This is a genomic window from Corynebacterium bouchesdurhonense, assembly GCF_900078305.2.
GTDB classification, from domain to species: Bacteria; Actinomycetota; Actinomycetes; order Mycobacteriales; family Mycobacteriaceae; genus Corynebacterium; species Corynebacterium bouchesdurhonense.
The window spans coordinates 148,834-170,699 of record NZ_LT546027.1; the positions used below are offsets into that span (position 1 = coordinate 148,834).

Genomic DNA, 21,866 nt, shown 5'->3' on the forward strand with positions numbered 1-21,866 from the left:
GCCGATGAGGTGGACGCGCGAGAGGTCCACGGTGCCGGTATTCACTGCCACAGCCACTGCCATTGTCTCCTTCTCACAAACGGGGCTTCACGCCGCCGGCGCGGGCGATGCGCGCGGCGAGCTCCTCGGCGACGTTGCCCGCGCCGGAGCGCTCGAGCGCGCTGCGCATCTGCGCGCGGCGTTCGTCGTCGCCCAGGATGCCCGCCACGGCGGTATAGAGCGTGTCGGGGGTCAGCGCCGCGTCGTCGATGCGCAGCGCGGCGCCGGTGGAAACCAGGTGGGCGGAGTTCAGGCCCTGCTCACCGTTGCCGTGCGGCAGGGGCACGTAGATGGCCGGCAGGCCGGCGGCGGAGTTCTCCGCAACGGTCATCGCGCCGGAACGGCACACCACCAGGTCTGCAACCGCGTAGGCGGCCTCCATGTCGTCGATGTAGGGCAGGGCGGTGTAGCCCTCGTGGGGCGCAGGGGCGTCGTTCTTTCTGCCGTAGGCGTGCAACACCTGGTAGCCGTCCGCGGTGAGGCGCTCCACCGCCCCGGCGAGGGCCTCGTTGATCCGTACCGCGCCCTGCGAGCCGCCGGTGACCAGCAGCGTCTTCCGGTTCTCGTCCAGGTTCCAGGTGCGCCGGCCGCGCTCGGCCTTCACCCCGTCCGGGTCCACGCCCACGCCCGGGCGCACGGGGATGCCCACCACGTCGCCGCGCATTCCGGAGTTGGCCACCGCGTTGAAGCCGGCGCCGCCGAGCTGCACGCCCAGCTTGTTGGCCATGCCGGCCAGCGCGTTCGTCTCGAGCACGAAGAACGGCAGGCCCATCGTGGCCGCAGCCAGGTAGGCCGAGGCGGCCACGTAGCCGCCGGTGCCGAACACGGCCTGGGCCCCCGTCTCCTTCAGCACCCGGCGGGTCTGGCGCACCGAGCGCGTCAGCTTCACGGGCACACCCGGAAGGAGCCAGGGCTTGCGACGCGGGATGGGCACCGGGTCGATCAGGCGCAGCTCGAAGCCGCGGGCGGGCACAATGGATGTTTCCAAGCCCCGCTCGGTACCGAGGGCGACCACGTTGGCGCCGTACGAGTCGCGCAGGACCTCGCCGACCGCGAGCGCCGGCTCGATGTGGCCGGCGGTGCCGCCGCCGGCCACCACCACGCTCAGCGTCTTCTCGGTCATGTCTTGCATTGCGCCCTACCTCTATATCCGTCTACATCCGTCGTGCGTTCGCGCGCCGGCGCGTCTCATCGTATCGCGGCGCCGCCGAGCGCTGAACGGGCGCGCGGCCGCCCGTGACCGGGGTGCCGAAGCGGGCCTGGCGCTGCGCCGCGGTCACGGTGCGCGCCGGGCGAGCGCCGCGGGCGCCGCGGGCGCCGCGGGCACCGCGCGGCGCGGCGGACGCGCCGCGCAGCTGGGAAAGCGGGCGCGGCTCCGGGATCAGCAGCATGCGGTCGAAGGCGGGACGGCCGTGGTTCTGCATGTCCGAGATCGCGTCCGGCTCGTGACGCGCCACGGAGGCCAGCACGCCCATACCGGCGAGGGTGATGATGGCGGAGGTGCCGCCGGCGGAGAGCATCGGCAGCTGGATGCCCGTCACCGGAAGTAGGCCCACCACGTAGCCGATGTTGATGAAAGCCTGGGAGACCACGCCGGCGGTCAGCGCCGCGGCCATCAGCGACTGGAACTGGGTCTGCGCCCGGCGCGCCACCCGCAGGCCGAAGAATCCGAGGAGGGCGAACAGGGTGATCACCAGCGCGCCGCCCCACAGCCCGAGTTCCTCGCCGATCACCGCGAAGATGAAGTCGTTGCGGGCCTCCGGCAGGTAGAACCATTTGGCGCGGGACTGTCCGAGGCCGACGCCGAACAGGGAGCCGTCGGCAAGCGAAAGAAAGCCCTGGTGCGACTGGAAGGCCACGCCGCGGGTGTCCTCGAAGTGGCCGCGCAGGGCATCGAAGTAGACGTGGAAGCGGTTAGAGCGGAAGCCGCCCGAGAAGAACGCGACCGCCATGACTAGCAGGCCGGCCCCGGCGAGCGCGCCGATGGTCTTCCACGTCACGCCCGCGAACAGGAGGATGAAGCCGACAACGATGGCGAAGGACATGGCCATGCCCAGGTCCCCCTGCATGGCGATGAGGAAGACGCAGAGCGTGGCCACGCTAAGGAAGAGCGGGAAGCCGTTGTTGGCGCGGAACAGCGCTCGCGGGTCACGGCCGGCGAGCACCTGCGCGCCCCAGATAGCGATGGAGATGCGGGCGACCTCGGAGGGCTGCAGGCGCAGCGGCCCCGCCACGATCCAGGACTGGGAGCCGACCTCCTCTCGGCCGGTGCCCACGCCCGGGATCAGCACCGCAATGAGCAGCAGGATGGCGACGATCATGATCGCCCCGGAGAAGCGCCGCAGCCTCTCCGGGTGCGTGCGCAGCGCCACCCAGAACATGAACAGGCCGCCGAGCACCATGACGGTCTGGCGCAGGGCCTGGGACCACACGGAGGCGGAGTCGGCGAAGGAGGTGGCCATGGAGGAGCTTAAGACCATCACCACGCCCAGGCCGGCGAGGATGAGCACCACGGTGCGGATCACCGCGTAATCCAGCTGCGGCCTCGCCTCCATGGCGGCGTGGGCTTTGCGGGAGAAGCGGGCGAGGCCCGACTCCGGCGTGCGCGGGCGCTGCGCCCCGCGGGAAGGGGCGGGTGCGGGGCGGGTGGCGTGGCGGGTGCCGCGGACCGTCATGAGTGCGTCGTGCCCTTTCGCTCTGATTCGCTCGGACTGTCTAAACCTCTACTTGAGGTTACTCCTTAGGAGTGTCGCACTGCCGCGGCGGCGAACGCGTTGCCACGCGCAGACATTCCCGGAAACATATCCAGGCTCGCCGCCGCGGGGGCGAGCAGCACCGTGTCGCCGGGCTGCGCCTGGCTGGCCGCGAAGTCCACCACCTCGGCCATCGCGCGCTCGGGGTCGGTGGCGTCGGAGACGAACAGGGGCACGTGCGGAGCCAGCTTTTCGACGGCCCCCCTGAGCACCCCCCTGTCCACCCCCAACAGCGCCACGGCGCGGAACTGGGCCGCGTGGGCGGCCACGAGCTCCTCCACCGCCGCGCCCTTGAGCTGGCCGCCGGCGATCCACACCACTGTGCCCGCGCCGGTGAGCGCGGAATCCGCCGCGTGCGGGTTGGTGGCCTTGGAGTTGTCCACCCAATCCACCCCGCCGCTGGAGTGGACCACCGCACCCCGGTGGCCCTCCACGCGGTACGCCTGAAGCGCCGCCTGAATGTGGTGGGGCTGGGCGCCCTGGGTCAACGCCACCGCGGATGCCGCCAGCGCATCGAGGACGCCGGCCGCCCCCGCCGGCTCGATGCCCTCGGCCGAAGCGAGGTCGCGCGGCTCGCCGCCGAGGTTGGCCACCAGGCGCCCGCCGGCCACGCCCACCTGGCCCGGTCCGGGCTCGGCGAGGGTGAAGCCCACGATGTCGTCGCGGCCGGTGCGCGCAACGAGCTCGCGCACGTGCGCGTCGTCCACACCGGCAACCGCGTGGGTTGCGGTGAGCACGCGCGCCTTGGCGGCAGCGTAGTGAGCGAAGGATCCGTGCCAGTCCAGGTGGTCGTCGGCGAGGTTGAGCAGCACGCCGGCATCAGGAGTGAGCTGGTCGGACCAGAAGAGCTGGAAGCTGGACAGCTCGGCCACCAGCACGTCGATGCGCTCGGCGGCGGTGAGCGCGTCGGCCACCGCCACGCCGATGTTGCCGCAGGCGCGGGCTCGCTTGCCGGTGTCCGCGCCGAGCTGCGCCATCATGGCGGCGAGCATCCCGGTGGTGGTGGTCTTGCCGTTCGTGCCCGTGACCACCAGCCACTGCCGAGGCGGGCCGAACACGCCGGCCCGGTCGAGGCGGTAGCAGGCCTCCACGTCGCCGAGGACGGGAAGTGAGGCAAAGGAGGCGTCGACAAGCAAAGGCGAATTCGGCCGCCATCCGGGCGAGGTCACTACCGCCCCCACCTCGCCGAAGTGGGCGCGAGCCTCGGCTGTGGAGACGGCGCGGTGGCCGGCGGCCGCGGCGCGTGCGCGGCCGGGGTCCCTGTCGTCTGCAACCAGCACGGCCACGCCGATGTCGCGCAGCAGGTTGGCCATGCCGATGCCGGACACGCCCGCGCCGGCGACGATCACGCCGCCGCGGAGCTCCGGAGGAACCCCGGGCCTCACAGCACGTCGCCGATCTGGCTGAGCCACTCGGAGTAGAAGGCGGCCAGGCCCATCGCCACGCCCATCCCCGCGATGAGCCAGAAGCGGATCACCACGGTGGTCTCGGGCCAGCCGCTGCGCTCAAAGTGGTGGTGGAAGGGAGCCATGCGGAACACGCGCTTGCCGGTGGTCTTGAACGACGCCACCTGGATGACCACGGAAGCGGCCTCGATCACGAACAGCGCGCCGATGATCACCATCAACAGCTCGGTGCGCGAGCACACGGACAAGCCGGCCACCAGGCCGCCGAGTGCGAGGGAACCGGTGTCGCCCATGAAAATCTTCGCGGGCGCGGCGTTCCACCATAGAAAGCCCATGCAGGCACCGAAACCGGACGCGGCCAGCACGGCCAGCTCCAGCGGGTCGCGCACCGAGTAGCAGCCGGGGGCCGCCGCCGCGGCGCAGGAGTTCCGGAACTGCCAGAAGGTGATAAAGGTGTACGCCGCCATCACCAGCGCCGTGGTGCCCGCGGCGAGGCCGTCGAGGCCGTCGGTGAGGTTCACGGCGTTGGACCACGCGGCGAGCAGGAGGTAGATGAACAGCAGGAACACAACCGTGCCGAGGACGCCGCCGAAGCCGTCCACGTTCAGCGTCTCGATGTCGCGGGCGAAGCTAAGGAAAGTCGACCCCGGGGTAAGGCCCTTGTCGTCCGGGAACCGGAGGATGAGCAGACCGAAGACGATAGCGATGGCGAACTGGGAGATCAGCTTGGCCGTCTTGTTCAGGCCCAGGTTGCGCTTGAGAAAGAGCTTGATGCCGTCATCTGCGAAGCCGACCATGCCGAGCGCCAGGGTGAGGCCCAGCACCAGCAGGCCGGAGGCGGTGAATCCGTCGTGCCCCTGCGCCACGGCGACGGCGGCACTGACCACGTAGCCCACGGTAATGCCGAGCAGGATGGCCAGCCCGCCCATGGTGGGCGTGCCGCGCTTCTTGGCGTGCCACTGGGGGCCGTCCTCGCGGATCTCCTGGCCCATCTCCCGGCGGTGGAAGTACCTGATGAGGAGGGGCGTGGTGAAAATCGAGACGAGGAAGCTGACTACCCCCGCGATGATGAGCTGAACCATGGTGCCGTCGCTTTCTACCGTCCTGCTTCGTTCTCTTCGGCGCTACCTAGCGTATGCGGGCGCAGGAGCTGCTCCGCCACCGCCCAGAGGCCGAGCGCGTTGGAGGCCTTAACCAGCACAACGTCCCGGTCGCGCCGCTCACGCCAGCCCTCGGCGCCGGCCGGCGTCGAGGCGAGGAGTGTCTCCACCTCAGCGGCAGCGCCGGCGGCGTCGGCCACCTCGAGCGTGTGCACGCCCTCGCCGCGGGCGGCCTCCGCCAGCGCCTCCGTGGCGGGGTTGAAACCGACGGTGACCAGGTGCGTGACGCGGTAGCGCGCCAGCTCCTCCGCCAGCGCAGCGTGGGCGCGCACCGAGTCCTCGCCCAACTCCCCCATCTCGCCCAGCACCGCCACCGAGCGCACGCCCGGACGCGCCGCCGCGGTGAAGCCCAAGGCAGCGATACCGGCGCGCATGGATTCCGGGTTGGCGTTGTAGGCGTCATTAATCACCGTCACCCCATCCGGGCGGGTGTTCACGTCCATGCGGTTGACCGAGACCGAGTGTGCGCCGCTGAGCGCGTCCGCCACCACTGCCGCGTCGATGCCGCACTCCATGCCCACCGCGGCTGCGGCAAGCGCGTTGGACACCTGGTGCGCGCCGAACACGTTGAGCTCAACACGCTGCGGCGGCGCGTCCGGGCTGTGCAGGGTGAAGGTCGCACGCGCCAGCTCGTCCAGCTCCACGTCCGTGGCGTAGTAATCCGCCGGGTTGCCCTCCGCGGAGAATGTGACCACCCGCGCGGCGGTGCGGCTGCGCATGGCGGAGACCAGGTCATCATCGGCGTTGAGCACCGCCACTCCCCCGTCCGCGGCGGGCGGGAGCGCCTCCACCAGCTCGCCCTTGGCCAGCGCGATGTTCTCCCGGGAGCCGAACTCCCCCAGGTGCGCCGATCCCACGTTGAGCACCACGCCCACCTGGGGCGGGGCGATGCGGGCGAGGTGGGCGATGTGGCCCACCCCGCGCGCCGACATCTCGGCCACCAGAAAGTCCGTGTCCGTGGTGCACCGCAGCACGGTGTACGGGTGGCCGATCTCGTTGTTGAAGGAGCCGGGCGGGGCCACCGTCTCACCCGCGCGCGCGAGCACAGCGGCGATAAGGTCCTTCGTAGAGGTCTTGCCCGCCGAGCCCGTCACCCCGGTAATGCGCAGCCCGTGGTGCGCGGTCAGCTCGCGCGCCACGTGGGCGGCGAGCGCCGACATCCCGGCCACCACCCCGGCGGCCGAGCCGTCCGGGTCGCCCGCCGCCAAGTCCGAATTGTCGCCCTCGCGGCGGGGCACCTTGGGCAGCACAATTGCCGGCTGGCCCACCTCGCGGGTGGTCAGGGCCGCCACCGCGCCGTTGGCCGCCGCCGCGGCGACGTAGTCGTGGCCGTCCACCCGTGCGCCCGGGAGCGCGACGAAGAGCCCGCCCGGGGTGATCTTCCGCGAGTCGAACTCGACGAAGCTGCTCACGCGGGCGGCCGGGTCCGCCTCGGGGCTAAGCCGACCTCCGGTGATGTCCGCGATGTCTTGCAGCGAAAGCGTAATCATGTCTCTTACTCCCCACCTATCCGGTGCACTCGCGCTTCCAGCGCGCGGGCCATCTCTTCCCTGTCGTCGAAGTGGTGCGTGGTGGTGCCCACAATCTGGCCCACCTCGTGGCCCTTGCCCACCACAATCACCGCGTCGCCGGGCAGGGCCCAGGCCACAAGCTGATCGATGGCCTCGCCGCGGTGGCCCACTTCCCGGATCTCCACGCCCGCGCCGGCCGCCTCCCGCGCGCCCTCGAGGACCGCGGCGCGGATGGCGGCGGGGTCCTCGGTTCGCGGGTTGTCGTCGGTGACAATCACCAGGTCGGCGCGCGCCGCGGCCTCGCGGCCCATCACGGGGCGCTTGGACGCGTCGCGGTCGCCGCCGGCGCCGAGCACTACCCCGACGCGCCCACTGACCTGCCCGCGCAGCGTGTCCAGGACAGCGGCCACGGCGGCGGGCTTGTGCGCGTAGTCCACCACGGCCACGAAGTCCTGACCGCGGTCGATGCGCTGCATCCGGCCCGGCACGCTGGCCTCGGAGAGGCCCGAGATGAACGCTTCCGGGTCCACCCCCACCTCGGCGGCGAGCGCGACGGCTAGCGCGGCGTTGGCTACGTTGAACGCGCCGGGCAGGGGCAAGGTGAACTCATAGGTTGCGTCGCCAAGCACGAGCTCCACCTCCTGCGCACCCGAATCGTCGGCGCCGAGCTGGGTGGCGGCAACATCCACGCCGGCCTGGCCGCGCGTGCCCACTGTGACGGGGTTGCGCGCCACGCGGGCCATGCGCTCGCCCCACTCGTCGTCGACGCAGATCACGCTGCGCTCAGCATGAAGCGGGGAGGCCGGGTCAAAGAAGAGGGCTTTCGCCTCGAAGTAGTCCTCCATCGTCGGGTGGAAGTCGAGGTGGTCCTGGGAGAGGTTGGTAAAACCGGCTGCGTCGAAAAGCGTGCCCCCAACCCTGCCGAGCATGAGCGCGTGGGAGGACACCTCCATCACCACGTGCGTGACCCCCTCGCGCGCCATGCGGGCGAACAGCGCCTGCAGCGTCGGTGCCTCGGGGGTGGTCAGCGCGGTAGGCACGTCCACGCCCTTGATGCGGGTGCCGGTGGTGCCGATCAGCCCCACGCTGCATCCGGCCGCGGTCAGGCCCCGCTCCAAGAGGTAGGTCGTGGTGGTTTTGCCGCTCGTGCCGGTCACGCCGATGAGCTTCATGCTTTTCGACGCCCACCCGTACACCTCGGCCGCGACCTCGCCCAGCACCCGCCGCACGTCATCAACCACGAGGACCGGGCGCGTGTCCGGGGTGCCCGCGATGATGGCCAGGCCCTCCCGGTCGGTGAGGATCGCGCCGGCGGCGGAGTCGAAGGCGTAGCGGGCGCCGTGCACGCGCGTGCCCGGCAGCGCCGCGAAGAGGCCGCCCGGCTCGACGGCCGCGGAATCCAGGCTCACCGACGCAACCGGCCAGTCCGCCCGCGGCGCGTGCACCAGCTCGGCGCCCGCGATCTCCGCCAGCCTCGCCAGGGTTGGCCCGGCTGCCCGGTCCGCGTCTGCCGCGTGTGTCACGTGTGTCACCGTGCTGTCTCCTTCCGCGTTGGGGTGGTGTGTGCTGCCTCTATTGTGCCTGGAGCACGAACGGCTCGGCCGGCGGGCTCAGCGGGACGTTTTCCCGGTTCAGCAGCCAGCTAGCGATCTCCTTGAACACCGGCGCCGCCGACTGGCCGCCCATGCCGCCGCGCAGCGGGCCGCGCTGGGGCTCGTCCAGCATGATGGCCACCACAAAACGCGGGTCGTCCGCCGGAGCGATGCCCGCGAAGGTGATCCAGAACTGGCTCTGGGAGTACGCGCCCGTCTCCTCGTTCACCTTCTGCGCGGTGCCCGTCTTGCCGGCCAGCTGGTAACCCTCCAGCTCGCTGCCGCCTGCGGTGCCGTTCTGCAGCCCCGCCGGGTCCGACTGGAAGGTGGAGCGGAACATGTCCACCACCGTGCGCGCCGTCTCCTCGCTCACCACACGGGTGCGCTCCGGGGCCGGCTGCGCCACCTCCTGGCCGTCCGGGCCGGTCACCTTGGAGATGATGCGCGGCTCCACCCGCTCCCCGCCGTTGGCCAGAGACTGGTACACGCTGGCTAGCTGCAGGGAGGTCCAGCTCATGCCCTGCCCGATGGGCAGGTTGGCAAAGGTGCCGCCCGACCACTGCTCTCGCACCGGGACGAGGCCAGCGGACTCGTTGGGCAGCTCGATGCCGGTGGTTGTGCCGATGCCGAAGCGCTGAAGGTAGTCCCAGTACCGGTCCTCCCCCAGCTGCTGCGCGAGCTGCAGGGTACCCACGTTGGAGGACTTACCAAAGATGCCCGCCGTGGTGTACGGCGCGACACCGTGCGGCCAGGCATCGTTGACCGTGATGCCGGCCATGTCGATCGAGCCCGGCACCTGGTGCACCTGCTTCGGGTCGGTCAACCCCTCCTCGATCGCGGCGGCAGCGGTGATGATCTTCGCCACCGAGCCCGGCTCGAAGGGGTGGGAAATGGCGATGTTTTCAAAGTCGCGCCCCTGCGCCAGCTGCTTCTCCAGGTTGCCGTTCGGGTCGATGGTGTCCGTGTTCGCCATCGCGAGCACCTCGCCCGTGTGCGCGTCCAGCACCACCGCCTGCGCGTCCTTGGCCAGCGAGTTCTCCTTCGCCTGCTCGAGGGTCTGCTGCACGAACGTCTGCAGGTCCAGGTCGATGGTCAGCTCGATCTTGGCGCCGTCCACCGCCGGCACCACGTCGCGCAGCGTGCCGGGGATGGACTGCCCGTCGCCCGAGACGTCCTCGGTAGAGCGCCCGTTGATGCCGGTGAGCACCGCGTCGCTGGACGCCTCCAGGCCGAACTGGCCGTGCCCGTCCATGGAGACCTTGCCCAGGATGTTCTCCCCGATCGCCCCGTTGGGGTACTGGCGGATGTCCTGGCGGTCCGCCGCCACGCCGTGGAACTTCGACGCAATCTGCTGCGCCACGTCCGGGTCCACGTTGCGCACCAGCACCTCGTAGTCGGTGTCCGCGCGCAGCTTGTCCAGGATCTCCCGCGAGCTCACGTCGCCCACGCGGGTGTGGTCGGCCTCCGCGTCCTTTTCCTTATCAGTGCTCTGGCCGCCCTCCGCGCCGATCATGGTCGGAATTTCGTTGGCCATGGTGCGCAGCACGTCCTCGACCCGGGCGTCGATCTGCGCGTCGATGGCCTCCCTCGAGGCGCCGTCGATACGCATTTGCAGCTCCTGCTGCTCGCGGATCTCCTTGCGCAGGGTCATCGGCGAAACGGTCAGGGAGCGGGCCTGCATGGTGTACGCGAGGCGGTTGCCGTTGCGGTCCACCACCTCGCCGCGGCGCGCGGGTTCATCGTAAACGCGCTCGCGCTGGTGCTGAGCCTGCACGCGGAGGTCCGAGCCCCACACCACCTGCACCCAGAACAGGCGGCCGATCAGCAGCGCGCCGACCGCGAGGAAGACCACCGCTAGCCAGAACGCGCGGCGGTTCGTTACCTGCGCCTGCGATTCGGGGGCTTTTGCTTGCCGACGCCCCCCACGCGGCCCACCGCCTCTCACCACGCTGCCCACCTGCCTGTCCTACTGTCTGCTTGCCGTCCACCACATACTGCCCGCCGCCCGCCCGGATCGGCGGGATCACACGCTAGAAGTTGGCGGGAACGTTTGGCTGGTACGGCAGTAGGGTGTCCACGGCCGGGCCCGCGTTCCCCGGTTGCCCCAGCACGTTGCCGCCCGGCAGCTGGGTCAGGGAATCGCCCAGCTCGCTCGTGGCGCGCTGGTCGCTCGACGCGCGGGTCGCCCGCGTCGGCGCACCGTTCACGTCGCGCACCTGGGAGACCGACTCCGGGTTGAACTCGCGGCGGCGCTCCACGCGGCCGTCCGCGGCCACATCCACCACGCCCGGCTCTGAGGCGACGAGCATGCCGGACTCCGCCGCGCGCTGCGCGATCTCCGCGGTGGAGCGCAAGTCCTCCAAGTCGCGGTTGAGGGATTCGACCTCGTTCTTTAGGGTGCGCTCCTGCGACTGCAGCTGCTGGATGGCAAAAGTCTGCGTCGTGGACAGACCCGAAAGGAGCATCGCCACGGCCACGCCCACGATCAGCAGCACCACGGCCACGCCGCCGGTTTTCACCAGCGGGTTCTTCTCTTGGACGGGGCCCGCTACTCGACGCCCCCGGACGCTGACCACCTGCTGCGAGCCGAGCCGCCCCCGGGATTTGCCGTGCGGCACGTGCGGGCGCACGCCCGGCGCTTGGCCCGGCGCTTGGGCGGGAGTGGCCGTGCGCGACGGGCGGGTGCGCGGCAGCGTGGAGGTGCGAGGGGCGGAGGCGATGTCGCGGACTGCCATGATGTCACTCTCTTTCGGGTCGTTGTGCGGGGGCTGGGGTGGAGAGAGTGACATCATGGCAGTCCGCGACATCGCCTCCGCCCCTCGCACCTCCACGCTGCCGCGCACCCGCACCGGCGCCGCGCGGGAGTTGAGCTCGATCTCCGCCTCCGACGCCTTCTCCGCCCCGCGGGTGATCGGGGCGAAGCGCGCGGCGCTGCCGGGCAGATCCATCGGCAGGCCGGCCGGCGTAGTCGAGGTGGTCAGCTCGGCGAAGGCGGACTTGATGATCTTGTCCTCGAGCGACTGGTAACTCATGAACACCACGCGACCGCCCGGGCCGAGCAAGTCACAGATGACGGGCACGGCGTTCTCCACCGCCTCCAACTCGCGGTTGACCTCCACCCGCAGCGCCTGGAACGTGCGCTTGGCGGGGTGGCCGCCCGTGCGCCTCGAGGCCGCCGGGATCGTGTCGTAGAGCAGCTCCACCAGGCGGCCGCTGCGCTCGAACGGTTCGCGCTCGCGCTCCCTGAGCACGGCGGCCGCGATCTTGCCGGCGAAGCGCTCGTCGCCGTACGTTTTCAAAATGCGCGCGAGGTCCCCGTGCGAGTAGGTGTTGAGTACCTCCGCGGCGGTAATGCCCGCCGTGGGGTCCATCCGCATGTCCAGGGGCGCGTCCACCTTGTACGCAAAGCCGCGCTCCTCCTGATCCAGCTGCATCGAGGACACACCCAAGTCGAATAGGGCACCGGCAACCCCGACTTCGCGCACGGCATCGAAGGCGGGTCCGGTGCCGCCGAGGATCGGCTCGGCAATGTGATCGAAGCGGGCGCGGACCGGCGCAAACCTGTCGCCGAAGCGCTCGAGACGGGCGCACGCCTGCTCGAGCGCCGCGGGATCCCGGTCGACGCCGATGACACGGGCGCCCGGGAAGACGTTGAGGAAGTGCTCGGTGTGGCCGCCGGCTCCGAGGGTTGCGTCGACAAGCACAGCGCGATCCGCGAAGCGCTCCACGGCGGGAGCGAGCAACTCCGCCATCCGGTCGCGCATAACCGGCACGTGGCCGTGGTTCGCGTCGATGGAAAACTCCATGTCCGCGGGCTGCGGAGACTGCTGCGATGCCATACCGGGAATTCACCCCCCTACGAGTTGTCGGCCGCCGGTGCTTATCACGAGGGGGAGCGGGTAGAGCCCTGCCCGGGGCGGCTGCTCTGATGTCGGGGAAGTACACCAGAGCGCTCCACGCCCCGGACAGAGTCCGTACACGCTCTCCGTCAGTAGTCAGTGCCCGCAGTGTGGGTAGTCAGCCCTCACAGCAGACCGGAGAGAATGTCGTCATCGTCCGCCGCCGAGAAGGCGGCTTCGGTCTCTTGCTGGTAATTCGCCCAGGACTCTGCGTCCCAGATCTCAAGAAAATCCACCGAGCCGATGACCACGCATTCCTTGGACAGGTTTGCGTACTCACGGTGCGCCGGCGACAGCGTGATGCGCCCCGAACCGTCCAGCGCCTGCTCATCCGCACTTGCAGCCAAGTTGCGGATGAACGCGCGCGCCTTCGGGTTCGTGCGAGAAGCCGCCGCCGCCTTGCGGGCGCGCGCGGCGAACTCCTCGCGGGGATAGACCGCCAGAGAGTGGTCCTGCCCCTTGGTCACCATCAACCCGTCCGCCAGGTCCTCGCGGAACTTGGCGGGCAGCGTCAGGCGCCCCTTGTCGTCGAGCTTGGGAGTGTAGGTTCCCAGAAACATCGGGCGACCTACCTTTCCTTCACCTTCAGACTGGAAGCTCATGCAGTTTTCTTGACGCTTCGATCCGCACGGCCCATGTAGTCAGCACGGGCCCCACGTATCTCCGCTGCGCCCCACTTTAACCCACTTCTCCCCACCAGCGCCACACCCCGCGGGTTTTTCGGCTTTTAATTTTCTATTTGCGCAGCGCAAGTGGGAGGTTTCTGGTGGGGCGGCGGCCCGCTGCCGTCCCGTTTCACACTGCACCTCGAGCCACACCAGCCCCTGTAGTGCATTTGCGGCGTGGGAGGATCGCCACCTCCGGCCGCTGTTCGGAGCTCACGGAGGCTCCGTGGGGCAAAGTGGGGATTTCTTGTGGGGCAAAGTGGGGAGGGCCCACGCACGAAAAACCCGCCCGGGCCGGTTGAGGCCCGAACGGGTACAAGGTTGCGTTCGCGGAGTGCGCTAGCGGTACTACTGACGATCTTCGAATCGCCGGCGGAAACTCTCCTCCATCGCCGCACTGCGCGGGGAGCGGGGGCGCTGGCCCCGGGCGCCGGAGCGCGATGGCGGCACCGGACGGGAGGGCGTGCGCAGCGCCATGATGCCGCCGGCCATCATCACCGCAAACCCTGCGACGCTCAGCAGGACGGCCCACATGGTAACCGACGCCAGCGCCACGCCGCCGATGAGGAGCACCAAGCCGAGGACGAACAGGGCCACGCTGCGCATGGTTACCTGGCCGGTGCGGGGCCCCTGAGAAAAGCCGGACTCCTCAGCCACACTGCTGCCAAACCTCGGATCCTCAGCCAGCAGCGACTGTTCAATCTCACGCAGCGCGCGTTGTTCTTGCTCAGAGAGAGACACTGATTTACTCCGATTTACTCCACAGCTCATGGGCGGACTTGCTTTCCCTTTAAACGCCCATGCTATCCCTTTTGTTCCCGCACCCCCGGCCCGCCCGCTCCCCCGCTCCCACCCTTACGCGGCGAGCGGGGCAAATGACGGGTGCGCCCAGAAGTAGAACTCCTCGGCCGCAGCCAGCAGATCCAGCACCACCACCGGGTCCGGGCTCGCCTCGATGCCAGACGCTACCCGGCCCCGCTCGCGGGAGAACTGCCGAAACCGGGCCGCCCACTGCTGCCCCTGCGCCCCGGTCAGTGCCAGCTTGTCCCAGGCGCTAGTGGGTAGACGCTTGCGCTTCTTCACCGCCGCGGACCCGGCACACACCGCGCCCGCCACGCGCAGGGCGGCGCGGTAGGCGCTTTCCATCGCTAGGTCAAACTGCCCCCGCTCCACCTCATCGTGCGCGGCGAGCAGCAGCGAATCGGCGGAGGACAGGAAAGTGTCCCGGCGGGAGGGGCGGGACGCGGAACCGTACGTCTTGGAAGTGGTGGCGGAGACAACGCTGCTCATGGGATTTCCTCTCTTGATCGGTTCGAACACCGGGCTCAGCGAGACCCGATCCGTTGAGTAAAAACCTACGATCCTCACCCCTCACCCGTTCACCACGTTCGAATATCCGTTCGACTCGGGGCAAAACTGCTCCAACAATCTTGCGCGGCGGGGCACGCCGCCGTGGTTAGGTGGTGTGCGTGACTGTGGAGATCAGGAGGCTGAGCCCGGCGGAGTTCTCGCTGCTCGTCCCGCAACTCGTGGACATCTACATCGACGCGATGGAGTATGACCCCGCCATCCGCGCGCAGCGCCAACGGGTGTGGCGCGGCGAAGTTCGGTGGCCGGGGTTCACCGCGGTCGCGGCCGTCGACGGCGGCGAAGTAGTGGGTGCGGCATACGGCTTTCTCGGCGCCCGCGAGCGCTGGTGGGATAAGCAGCTCGTGCGCTGCATGGAGGAGCGCGGCGGCCTGACGCCGCGGCACAGGGACATGCTGGAGAGCTATTTCGAGGTGGCTGAGGTGCACGTCTCCCCCGCCCGCCAAGGCGCGGGCATCGGCGCAGCCCTGCTCAGCGAGCTGCTTCGCCTCGCACCAGCGCGCTGGGCCATCCTGTCCACCCCGGAGGTGGACGGGGAGGCCAACAACGCCTTCGGCCTGTACCGCAAGTACGGGTTCACGGACGTGGGCAGGGATTTCCTCTACCCCGGGGACCCCCGCCCCTTCGCCATCCTCGCCCGCCCTCTGCCGTTGTCCTCCTAGGGTTCCGCCGCATCAGTAGGGTGGTGCCGGTATACCGCGCATCCTTTTTCCAGCGTCCCCCAAAAGGAGCACCACGTGCAAGACCGTTCCATGAGCCTCACCGAGATCCCCGCAGCTGTCCAGGAACAGCTCCGCGCGTTCTTCGACGAGCGGGCGGCGGAGGTCCAGGCCATCGGCCAACCGGTGGTCGACGCAGTGGCCCACCTCGAGCGCTTCGTGCTTGGCGGCGGCAAGCGCATCCGCCCCATGTACGGGTGGGCCGGGTTTGTCGGCGGCGGCGGGCTGGAGCGGGGCGCGGAGGATTCCGGCGCGGTGCTGCGCGCGATCAGCGCCCTCGAGCTGATCCAGGCTTGCGCCCTGATCCACGACGACATCATTGACGCCTCCGACACCCGCCGCGGCAACCCCACCGTCCACCGGGCGGTGGAGGCGGATCACCGCCGTCTGGGCTACCGCGGTGATTCCGCGGTGTTCGGCGAGCACACCGCCATTCTCATCGGCGACCTGGCGCTGGCGTGGTCCGAGGACATGTGGCGGGGCTCGGGCGTCTCTGCCGAGGCGCTCGCGCGGGCGGAGGCGGCGTGGCGCGGGATGCGCACCGAGGTCATCGGCGGGCAGCTCCTCGACATCACGCTCGAGGCCGAGGGCAGCGAGTCCGTCGACATGGCGGAGCGCGTGAACCGCTTCAAAACCGCCGCGTACACCATCGAGCGTCCCCTGCACCTCGGCGCGAGCCTCGCCGGCGCAGGCCCCGACGTCATCGCCGCCTTCCGCGGCTACGGCCGGGATATCGGCCTCGCTTTCCAGCTCCGCGACGACCTGCTGGGGGTCTTCGGCGACACCGCCGTTACCGGCAAGCCCGCCGGCGACGACATCCGGGAGGGCAAGCGCACCGTCCTGTTCGCCCAAGCGCTGTTGCTTCTCGACGCATCCGGGGATCCAGCAGCCCGCACCCTCCGCGAAGGAATCGGCACCGCCTCCGAGCCCGATGAGCTCAACCACCTCGCCGGCATCATCGAGCGAAGCGGTGCGGTGGAAAAGGTGGAGGCGCGCATCACCGAGCTCACCGAGTCCGGACTCGCCCACCTCGAGCGGGCGCCGATCGGCGACGACGTCGCCGAATCCCTGCGCGAGCTCGCGGTGAAGGCGACCGCGCGCCGAATGTAGCTCGCCTAGAAGGCCATCGCCTGCGCGCGGCGGATCACCTCGCGCGCCCCGTGCCCGTGCAGGGCGTCGATGGGGCGCCCCGGCAGGGTCTCGTCCGGGGTGTAGAAGAAGGTAAGGATCTCGTCAGCGGAAAAGCCCCCGTCGGACAGTACGGTGATCGCACCGGCGACGAATTTGGACAGCTCGCCGTCCCCCAGCAGCTTCGCGGGTACGTAGCGCACGCCGTCCTTGCGGTAGACAACCAGCTTGTTCGCGCCGACGATGTCGTGGATGCGGGTCACCGGCACGCCGAGTAGCTCCGCGACATCCGGGAACGTGAGGAGCTGCTCGTCTGCGAGGAGCTCGTCGAGGGTCTGCTGGGGCTGCTGCGGGGAAGTCACGGCTCGTAAGTGTAGCGCTGTTTCGCGTTGGCCCGCGACGGGCGCTGTGACCATACTGGTTGCATGCAGTTGGCAGTTGGGGACTATCTGGAGGACCGCTACGTCATCGACCGCGCGATCGCGCGCGGCGGGATGGCCACCGTGTACCGCTGCGTGGACGTGCGGCTGGGCCGCGAGGTGGCGGCGAAGGTCATGCACGAGCAGTACGTGCACGACCCGGTGTTCCGCGACCGGTTCCGCAGGGAAGCGCGCGCGATGGCGCAGCTGAGCCACCCCAACCTGGTCAACGTGTACGACTTTTCCGCCCAGGGCGAGACCGTCTACCTGATCATGGAGCTGATCACCGGCGGCACACTCCGCGAGCTCTTGGACGAGCGGGGGCCGATGCCGCCCCACGCCGCGGCCGCCGTGATGCGCGGCATGCTCACCGGGCTGGCGGTTGCTCACGGGAAGGGAATGATCCACCGCGACATCAAGCCGGACAACGTGCTGATCAACGCGGACCACCGCGTCAAGCTCGCGGACTTCGGCCTGGTGCGCGCCGCCGCGGACGCGACGCATTCCACCGACCAGATCATCGGCACCGTGGCGTACCTCTCCCCCGAGCAGGTAGACGGCTCGCCCATGACCTGCGCCTCCGACGTGTACTCCGCCGGCATCGTGCTCTTCGAGCTGCTCACCGGCCGCACGCCGTTCGCCGGCGAGACACCGCTTGCGCACGCGTACGCGCGGCTGAGCCGGGATGTGCCCGCGCCCTCGGCGCTGATTGGGGGTGTGCCGAAGCTTTTCGACGAGCTCGTGGCCACCGCAACAGCCCGGCACCCGCAAGACCGGTTCCGCGACGCCGCCGAGTTCCTCGCCGCGTTGGAGGATGTCGCGGGCGCGCTGGGGCTGCCCGCCTTTACGGTCCCGATACCGCGCAACTCGGCGGCGAATCGCGCCGCAGCGCACCCGACACATTTCCACCCCTTGCCGGAAGCTGCGGAAAACGTGGCGTCGACGCGCCTCTTCCCGGACTCGCCAGCCCCGCCAACGCCACCAGCCCCAGTGGCGCGGCCGGCAGCCCCCGCCGAAGTCTCGGCGGCGCCGCCGGCCCCGCGGCCACAGATCAAGCCGGTGACTAACCGCAGCGGGGTCGGCCTAGCCGTGTTTCTCGCGCTGTCGATCGTCGCGGCGGCGGCGGTGGCCGTAGGCGGATGGTGGTTCGGCTCGGGCCTCTACGGTATCCTTCCGCCCCTCATCGCCGGGCTCTAACCGGCAGCTACTAGTAGCGCAGCATCTCAGCGACGAGGAACGCCAGCTCCAGCGCCTGCTCGGTGTTCAGGCGCGGGTCAACGGCGGACTCGTAGCGGCCCGGTAGGTCCACGTCGGTGATGTCCTGCGCGCCGCCGAGGCACTCGGTGACGTTCTCGCCGGTGGCCTCGACGTGGATACCGCCCGGGTGCGTGCCAAGCTCGCGGTGGACCTCGAAGAAGCCCTGCACCTCGTCGATGATCTTGTCAAAGTGGCGGGTCTTGTACCCGTTCGATGCCGTGAAGGTGTTGCCGTGCATCGGGTCGGACTGCCACACCACCTTGTGGCCGGACGCCTCGACCGCCTTGATGATGCCGGGCAGCACGGAGCGGATCTTGTCGTGCCCCATGCGGGTGATCATGGTCAGGCGGCCCGGCTCGCGGTTCGGGTCGATCTTGTCCGCGTAGGCGACGGCCTCCTCCGGGGTGGTGGTCGGGCCGAGCTTGATGCCCACCGGGTTGTCGATCAGCGCCGCGAAGTTCACGTGGAAATCGTCGATGCCGCGGGTGCGCTCGCCGATCCACAGCTGGTGCGCGGACAGATCGTAGAGCTTCTTCTCCCCGCGCTCGTTCTCGGAGAGGCGGAGCATCGCGCGCTCGTAATCCACCAGCAGCGCCTCGTGGGAAGCGTAAATCTCGGAGGACCGCAGGTGCTCGTCGTTCACGCCACAGGCATCCATGAACGCCAGGGAGCGCGTGATCTCTCGGGCCAGCGCCTCGTAGCGCGCGCCCGCCGGGGAGTTGGCCACGAACTCCTGGTTCCAGTCATTAATGTTGTGCAGGTCGGCGGTGCCGGACCCCACGAGCGCGCGCACCAGGTTCATGGCGGCCGAGGAGTTCGCGTACGCGCGGACCATGCGGGCCGGGTCGTGGCGGCGAGCCTCTTCCGTGGGCTCCACGCCGTTGACGATGTCGCCGCGATAGTTCAACAGGCCGTTGCCGTCGCGGTCAGAGGAGCGGGGCTTGGCGTACTGGCCGGCGATGCGGCCGAGCTTGACCACGGGCAGGGAGGCGCCGTAGGTGAGTACCGCTGCCATTTGCAGCAGGGTGCGGATATTGGCGCGGATGTGGGGCTCGGTGTTGGACTCGAACGTCTCGGCGCAGTCGCCGCCCTGGAGGAGGAAGGCGTTGCCGAGGGCGACGTCGGCAAGCTGCGCCTTCAGCTTCTCCACCTCGGGGGCGAGCACAACCGGCGGCACCGACTCGAGGATCTTGCGAACGTAGTTCGCTTCATCCGGATCCCAAGACGGCTGCTGCTTCGCCTCGCGGGAAAGGACGTCGAGCCACTGCTCGTTGAGGTTGCCCGGCAACGGGGGCAGGTCCGGCAGCACTTCTTTGGGGATATCTACAGTCCAACTCACGCATACAGTTGTACCACGGACGCGGGCCGAAAGTCAGGTTAATAACCTGCTATTTTTCACCGTACAGAATGGCCGTTCCGCAGTGTGGACACTTTTCCGGCCCGGTCCATCGGCAGCGCGTCGGCGCATGCGCGGAATTTGGCCAGGTTGTGCCTCGCGTCCACCAAGGCATCGTGGTTGCCGGCCGGCAGCTGCGGCAGGCGCGGACGCCCCGCCATGATCCAGTACTGCTTGAGCTCTCGGGTGTACCGGGGCATCTCCCGCGGCAGCGCGCGCATGTCACCCCACAACTGGGCCAGCACCACGTGGTCGTACGCACCAACCCAGGCCCACAGTTCGGGCTGGGTGCGGCCCGATGTGAGGAACGCGAAGACCTCGTCGCGGATCTGGGTGCGCGGCATCCACGCCCGGTGGCCCGGGGCGGGAAGCTTGTCCAGCACGTTCTGGCGCACCCACTCGTTCGCGGCCGCCGGGTCGAACTCCGTGGAGACGGCGTAGAACTCCCGCCCGTCCTCGGCCACGATGCCGATGGAGACGAGCTCGATGGTGGAGCCGTCCTCGATAAACTCAGTGTCGTAGAAGAACCTCATCGCTTCCCCGCGGGCCTAACGGCGGGCCTCCTCCTGGGCGCGGTGGAGTTCCGCGCGCGCGGAGCGCCCGTCCCCCGCGCCACCCTCCTGGTCGCGACGGGGCCAGAACATGATCAGGGCAACCGCCACCACGGACGCGGGGGCGAGGACAGAGTTGTGGAAGTTGTAGTGCGACGCAACCAGGTAGAGCGCCACCACCGCGGCGACGAGCGCGAACCGAATGCCGAGCTGCTTGTTCATCTACTTGGCCTCCCCACGCTCTTCGAGGCGGCCGCCGGGCTCCGCGCCCTCCGGGTACCGGCCTGTGGACTCGAGCTCACGCTTCACGTCCGAAGCGTAGAGATCCACGTACGGGTTGCCGGAAAGCTCGGCCAGAGCGCGCATGCAGTAGTCGGTGAACGGGCGCGCCACCTCGCGCGAGTGCGGGTCGTACCCGTGCTGCTGCGCCCAGGCGTGCGGATCGATCGGTTCGCTCATCTTGATGCCCACCTTGGCGGGACGGGGAACGGACGTGCCGATGGGGTTCGCATCGCGGGTGCCCAGCATGGCCACCAACACAACGGGCGCGCCGGTGGACATGGCGATCCTGGCCATGCCGGTCCTGCCCTTGTAGATGCGCCCGTCCGGGGAGCGGGTGCCCTCCGGGTAGATGCCGAAGACATCCCCGCGCGAGAGCACCTCCTCGGCGGCGCGCTGCAGGTCCCCGCCCGCGCTCGAGCTGCTGCGGTCCACGGGGATCTGGCCCACCGAGGAGAAGAAGAACTTCTGGACCCGCCCCTTGATGCCGGGTGCCGTGAAGTACTCCTTTTTGGCGGGGAACTGGATTTGCCGGGCAAGCATGAGCGGCAGGTAGAACGAATCCATCACGGCCTGGTGGTTGGACACCAGGATGACGGGGCCGGACTCGGGCACGTTCTCGGCGCCCTCGATGGTGGGCCGGTTCCACAACCAGAGCGGCGGGCCGAGGGTCGCTTTGAAGAACGAGTACCACTTGTTGTGCATGCGTTGAACTCCCTCAGCACGTACCGGTTGCGCGGCCCAGGCGCTCCCGGGCCAGATCAGCTACGCCGATCATACCCGCCTGCGGGCCCAGCTCCGCGCACAGGACCTGGGGAACAGGCCGGTAGCCTGCGCCGACAATGTTCGCCCCCATCTCCTCGCGCGCGGCGTCCAAGAAGAGGTCCGCGTCCGCGCTCACTCCCCCGCCGATGACGATGAGCGACGGGTCAAGCACGTCCGCGACGATGGAGAGGCCGCGGCCGAGCCACGTGGCAAAGCTGGACAGGGCGGCCAGGCCGAGCGCGTCGCCGGCCCGGGCCGCGGCCATCACGTCCTGCCCGCTGGCCCGCTTGTCCACCACCTTGCGGTACAGGGCGCAGTCCACGTAGCGGCCCTGGGTGGCCTTTTCCACGGCGCAGTCCACGAGCGAGGTGCCGGAGGCGTAGCGCTCCAGGCAGCCCTTCTTGCCGCAGGAGCACACCCGGCCGCCCGGAACCACGGTGAGGTGGCCGAACTCCGGCGCCGTGCCGAATGCGCCACGGTAGATTTCGCCCCGGTGCATCAGCGTGGCGCCGATACCCGTACCGACGGCGAAGAACACCCAGGTCTCCGCGTCGATCGCTGCGCCGAAGCGGTACTCGCCCCAGGCCGCCGAGTTCGCGTCGTGCTCGAGCCGCACGGGCAAGCCCAGGGCCGCCTCGAGCTCGGCGCGAACCGGGCGGTCGTCGCGCCACGGGAGGTGGGGTGCGAACCGGACGATCTCGCAGTCCGGGTCCAGGAACCCGGCGATGGCCAAGCCCACCGCGGCGATGTCGTACTCAGCGCGCAGCTCGTTAACTATGCGCACGATCGTGGCGGCCAGCTCGTCCGCGTCCTGCGGCGTGTGCGCTGAGCGGACGTCCAGGACCTCGCCGTCGGGGGTGACCACCCCGGCGCGGGTGTTCGTGCCGCCGATGTCGAATCCGACGGTCAGCTCCCGGGAAGATCGATCACGCGTAGCTCCAGCCATGAATCAACATCGT

Annotated in this window: 19 protein-coding genes and 1 pseudogene; 3 read left to right on the forward strand and 17 right to left on the reverse strand. The window is 69.6% G+C overall.

The window, feature by feature from the left end; genetic code table 11:
* Positions 1 to 73: 73 nt before the first annotated feature.
* The 11 genes and pseudogenes from BN4252_RS04335 to BN4252_RS04385 all read right to left on the reverse strand — a co-directional run bounded on the left by BN4252_RS04335 (position 74) and on the right by BN4252_RS04385 (position 14,315).
* Positions 74 to 1,162 (reverse strand): UDP-N-acetylglucosamine--N-acetylmuramyl-(pentapeptide) pyrophosphoryl-undecaprenol N-acetylglucosamine transferase, encoded by a 1,089-nt coding sequence (locus tag BN4252_RS04335; RefSeq protein WP_066526692.1) that lies wholly within the window; start codon positions 1,160 to 1,162, stop codon positions 74 to 76.
* A gap of 31 nt (positions 1,163 to 1,193) precedes the next feature.
* Positions 1,194 to 2,714, reverse strand: a complete 1,521-nt coding sequence (locus BN4252_RS04340) for an FtsW/RodA/SpoVE family cell cycle protein (protein ID WP_066526339.1) — start codon at positions 2,712 to 2,714, stop codon at positions 1,194 to 1,196.
* Positions 2,715 to 2,779: 65 nt separating this feature from the next.
* Positions 2,780 to 4,177: a UDP-N-acetylmuramoyl-L-alanine--D-glutamate ligase gene (gene murD / locus BN4252_RS04345; protein WP_066526341.1), complete on the reverse strand. Its 1,398-nt coding sequence runs from the start codon at positions 4,175 to 4,177 to the stop codon at positions 2,780 to 2,782.
* Positions 4,174 to 5,280: a phospho-N-acetylmuramoyl-pentapeptide-transferase gene (gene mraY / locus BN4252_RS04350; RefSeq protein WP_066526346.1), complete on the reverse strand. Its 1,107-nt coding sequence runs from the start codon at positions 5,278 to 5,280 to the stop codon at positions 4,174 to 4,176. The genes murD and mraY overlap by 4 nt, the downstream gene beginning before the upstream one ends.
* Before the next feature lie 14 nt (positions 5,281 to 5,294).
* Positions 5,295 to 6,848 carry a UDP-N-acetylmuramoyl-tripeptide--D-alanyl-D-alanine ligase gene (locus BN4252_RS04355; protein ID WP_066526349.1) on the reverse strand — a complete coding sequence of 518 codons (1,554 nt, stop codon included), beginning with the start codon at positions 6,846 to 6,848 and terminating at the stop codon, positions 5,295 to 5,297.
* A gap of 5 nt (positions 6,849 to 6,853) precedes the next feature.
* Positions 6,854 to 8,401: a UDP-N-acetylmuramoyl-L-alanyl-D-glutamate--2,6-diaminopimelate ligase gene (locus BN4252_RS04360; protein ID WP_230208569.1), complete on the reverse strand. Its 1,548-nt coding sequence runs from the start codon at positions 8,399 to 8,401 to the stop codon at positions 6,854 to 6,856.
* Between the two features lie 40 nt (positions 8,402 to 8,441).
* Positions 8,442 to 10,409 (reverse strand): peptidoglycan D,D-transpeptidase FtsI family protein, encoded by a 1,968-nt coding sequence (locus BN4252_RS04365; RefSeq protein WP_096877767.1) that lies wholly within the window; start codon positions 10,407 to 10,409, stop codon positions 8,442 to 8,444.
* A gap of 868 nt (positions 10,410 to 11,277) precedes the next feature.
* Positions 11,278 to 12,267, reverse strand: a pseudogene (rsmH, locus tag BN4252_RS11045) (16S rRNA (cytosine(1402)-N(4))-methyltransferase RsmH); the annotation flags it as partial.
* A gap of 218 nt (positions 12,268 to 12,485) precedes the next feature.
* Positions 12,486 to 12,920, reverse strand: coding sequence for a division/cell wall cluster transcriptional repressor MraZ (gene mraZ, locus BN4252_RS04375; protein ID WP_066526354.1), 435 nt, complete (start codon positions 12,918 to 12,920; stop codon positions 12,486 to 12,488).
* 453 nt (positions 12,921 to 13,373) lie between these two features.
* On the reverse strand, positions 13,374 to 13,766 hold the full coding sequence (locus BN4252_RS04380) for a DUF3040 domain-containing protein (protein WP_066526357.1): 393 nt from the start codon (positions 13,764 to 13,766) through the stop codon (positions 13,374 to 13,376).
* A 114-nt stretch (positions 13,767 to 13,880) separates the two neighbouring features.
* Positions 13,881 to 14,315, reverse strand: coding sequence for an SAV_6107 family HEPN domain-containing protein (locus BN4252_RS04385; protein ID WP_066526361.1), 435 nt, complete (start codon positions 14,313 to 14,315; stop codon positions 13,881 to 13,883).
* A gap of 179 nt (positions 14,316 to 14,494) precedes the next feature.
* Here BN4252_RS04385 and BN4252_RS04390 point away from each other — a divergent pair, with 179 nt between their 5' ends.
* Complete coding sequence (locus tag BN4252_RS04390) at positions 14,495 to 15,055, forward strand: GNAT family N-acetyltransferase (RefSeq protein WP_066526363.1); 561 nt, start codon at positions 14,495 to 14,497, stop codon at positions 15,053 to 15,055.
* A 90-nt stretch (positions 15,056 to 15,145) separates the two neighbouring features.
* The gene (locus tag BN4252_RS04395; RefSeq protein ID WP_066526702.1) at positions 15,146 to 16,222 is read left to right on the forward strand and encodes a polyprenyl synthetase family protein; all 1,077 of its coding nucleotides are present in this window, start codon (positions 15,146 to 15,148) and stop codon (positions 16,220 to 16,222) included.
* A 5-nt stretch (positions 16,223 to 16,227) separates the two neighbouring features.
* Here the strand turns inward: BN4252_RS04395 and BN4252_RS04400 are convergent, their stop codons facing one another.
* Positions 16,228 to 16,602, reverse strand: a complete 375-nt coding sequence (locus BN4252_RS04400; protein WP_066526365.1) for an Rv2175c family DNA-binding protein — start codon at positions 16,600 to 16,602, stop codon at positions 16,228 to 16,230.
* Between the two features lie 63 nt (positions 16,603 to 16,665).
* Between BN4252_RS04400 and BN4252_RS04405 the strand changes: the two genes are divergently transcribed.
* Positions 16,666 to 17,856 carry a protein kinase domain-containing protein gene (locus BN4252_RS04405; protein WP_066526371.1) on the forward strand — a complete coding sequence of 397 codons (1,191 nt, stop codon included), beginning with the start codon at positions 16,666 to 16,668 and terminating at the stop codon, positions 17,854 to 17,856.
* A gap of 10 nt (positions 17,857 to 17,866) precedes the next feature.
* Here the strand turns inward: BN4252_RS04405 and BN4252_RS04410 are convergent, their stop codons facing one another.
* From BN4252_RS04410 to BN4252_RS04430, 5 genes are read right to left on the reverse strand one after another with little or no spacing between them, the layout of a single operon-like run.
* Positions 17,867 to 19,255: a class II 3-deoxy-7-phosphoheptulonate synthase gene (locus BN4252_RS04410; protein ID WP_066526374.1), complete on the reverse strand. Its 1,389-nt coding sequence runs from the start codon at positions 19,253 to 19,255 to the stop codon at positions 17,867 to 17,869.
* A 56-nt stretch (positions 19,256 to 19,311) separates the two neighbouring features.
* Positions 19,312 to 19,845: a polyadenylate-specific 3'-exoribonuclease AS gene (locus BN4252_RS04415; protein ID WP_066526385.1), complete on the reverse strand. Its 534-nt coding sequence runs from the start codon at positions 19,843 to 19,845 to the stop codon at positions 19,312 to 19,314.
* Between the two features lie 15 nt (positions 19,846 to 19,860).
* The gene (locus BN4252_RS04420) at positions 19,861 to 20,085 is read right to left on the reverse strand and encodes a hypothetical protein (protein ID WP_066526392.1); all 225 of its coding nucleotides are present in this window, start codon (positions 20,083 to 20,085) and stop codon (positions 19,861 to 19,863) included.
* Positions 20,086 to 20,847, reverse strand: a complete 762-nt coding sequence (locus BN4252_RS04425; protein ID WP_066526397.1) for a lysophospholipid acyltransferase family protein — start codon at positions 20,845 to 20,847, stop codon at positions 20,086 to 20,088. It abuts the gene before it with no gap.
* 13 nt (positions 20,848 to 20,860) lie between these two features.
* On the reverse strand, positions 20,861 to 21,853 hold the full coding sequence (locus tag BN4252_RS04430) for an ROK family protein (RefSeq protein ID WP_066526402.1): 993 nt from the start codon (positions 21,851 to 21,853) through the stop codon (positions 20,861 to 20,863).
* Positions 21,854 to 21,866 lie beyond the last annotated feature (13 nt).

Excerpts from the sequence above, each read along its gene's own strand:
- BN4252_RS04335 (WP_066526692.1), bottom strand. The coding sequence starts at position 1,162 with ATGACCGAGAAGACGCTGAGCGTGGTGGTGGCCGGCGGCGGCACCGCC.
- BN4252_RS04340 (WP_066526339.1), bottom strand. The coding sequence starts at position 2,714 with ATGACGGTCCGCGGCACCCGCCACGCCACCCGCCCCGCACCCGCCCCT.
- mraY (WP_066526346.1), bottom strand. The coding sequence starts at position 5,280 with ATGGTTCAGCTCATCATCGCGGGGGTAGTCAGCTTCCTCGTCTCGATT.
- BN4252_RS04355 (WP_066526349.1), bottom strand. The coding sequence starts at position 6,848 with ATGATTACGCTTTCGCTGCAAGACATCGCGGACATCACCGGAGGTCGG.
- mraZ (WP_066526354.1), bottom strand. The coding sequence starts at position 12,920 with ATGTTTCTGGGAACCTACACTCCCAAGCTCGACGACAAGGGGCGCCTG.
- BN4252_RS04385 (WP_066526361.1), bottom strand. The coding sequence starts at position 14,315 with ATGAGCAGCGTTGTCTCCGCCACCACTTCCAAGACGTACGGTTCCGCG.
- BN4252_RS04395 (WP_066526702.1), top strand. The coding sequence starts at position 15,146 with ATGAGCCTCACCGAGATCCCCGCAGCTGTCCAGGAACAGCTCCGCGCG.
- BN4252_RS04405 (WP_066526371.1), top strand. The coding sequence starts at position 16,666 with ATGCAGTTGGCAGTTGGGGACTATCTGGAGGACCGCTACGTCATCGAC.
- BN4252_RS04415 (WP_066526385.1), bottom strand. The coding sequence starts at position 19,845 with ATGAGGTTCTTCTACGACACTGAGTTTATCGAGGACGGCTCCACCATC.
- BN4252_RS04420 (WP_066526392.1), bottom strand. The coding sequence starts at position 20,085 with ATGAACAAGCAGCTCGGCATTCGGTTCGCGCTCGTCGCCGCGGTGGTG.
- BN4252_RS04425 (WP_066526397.1), bottom strand. The coding sequence starts at position 20,847 with ATGCACAACAAGTGGTACTCGTTCTTCAAAGCGACCCTCGGCCCGCCG.
- BN4252_RS04430 (WP_066526402.1), bottom strand. The coding sequence starts at position 21,853 with ATGGCTGGAGCTACGCGTGATCGATCTTCCCGGGAGCTGACCGTCGGA.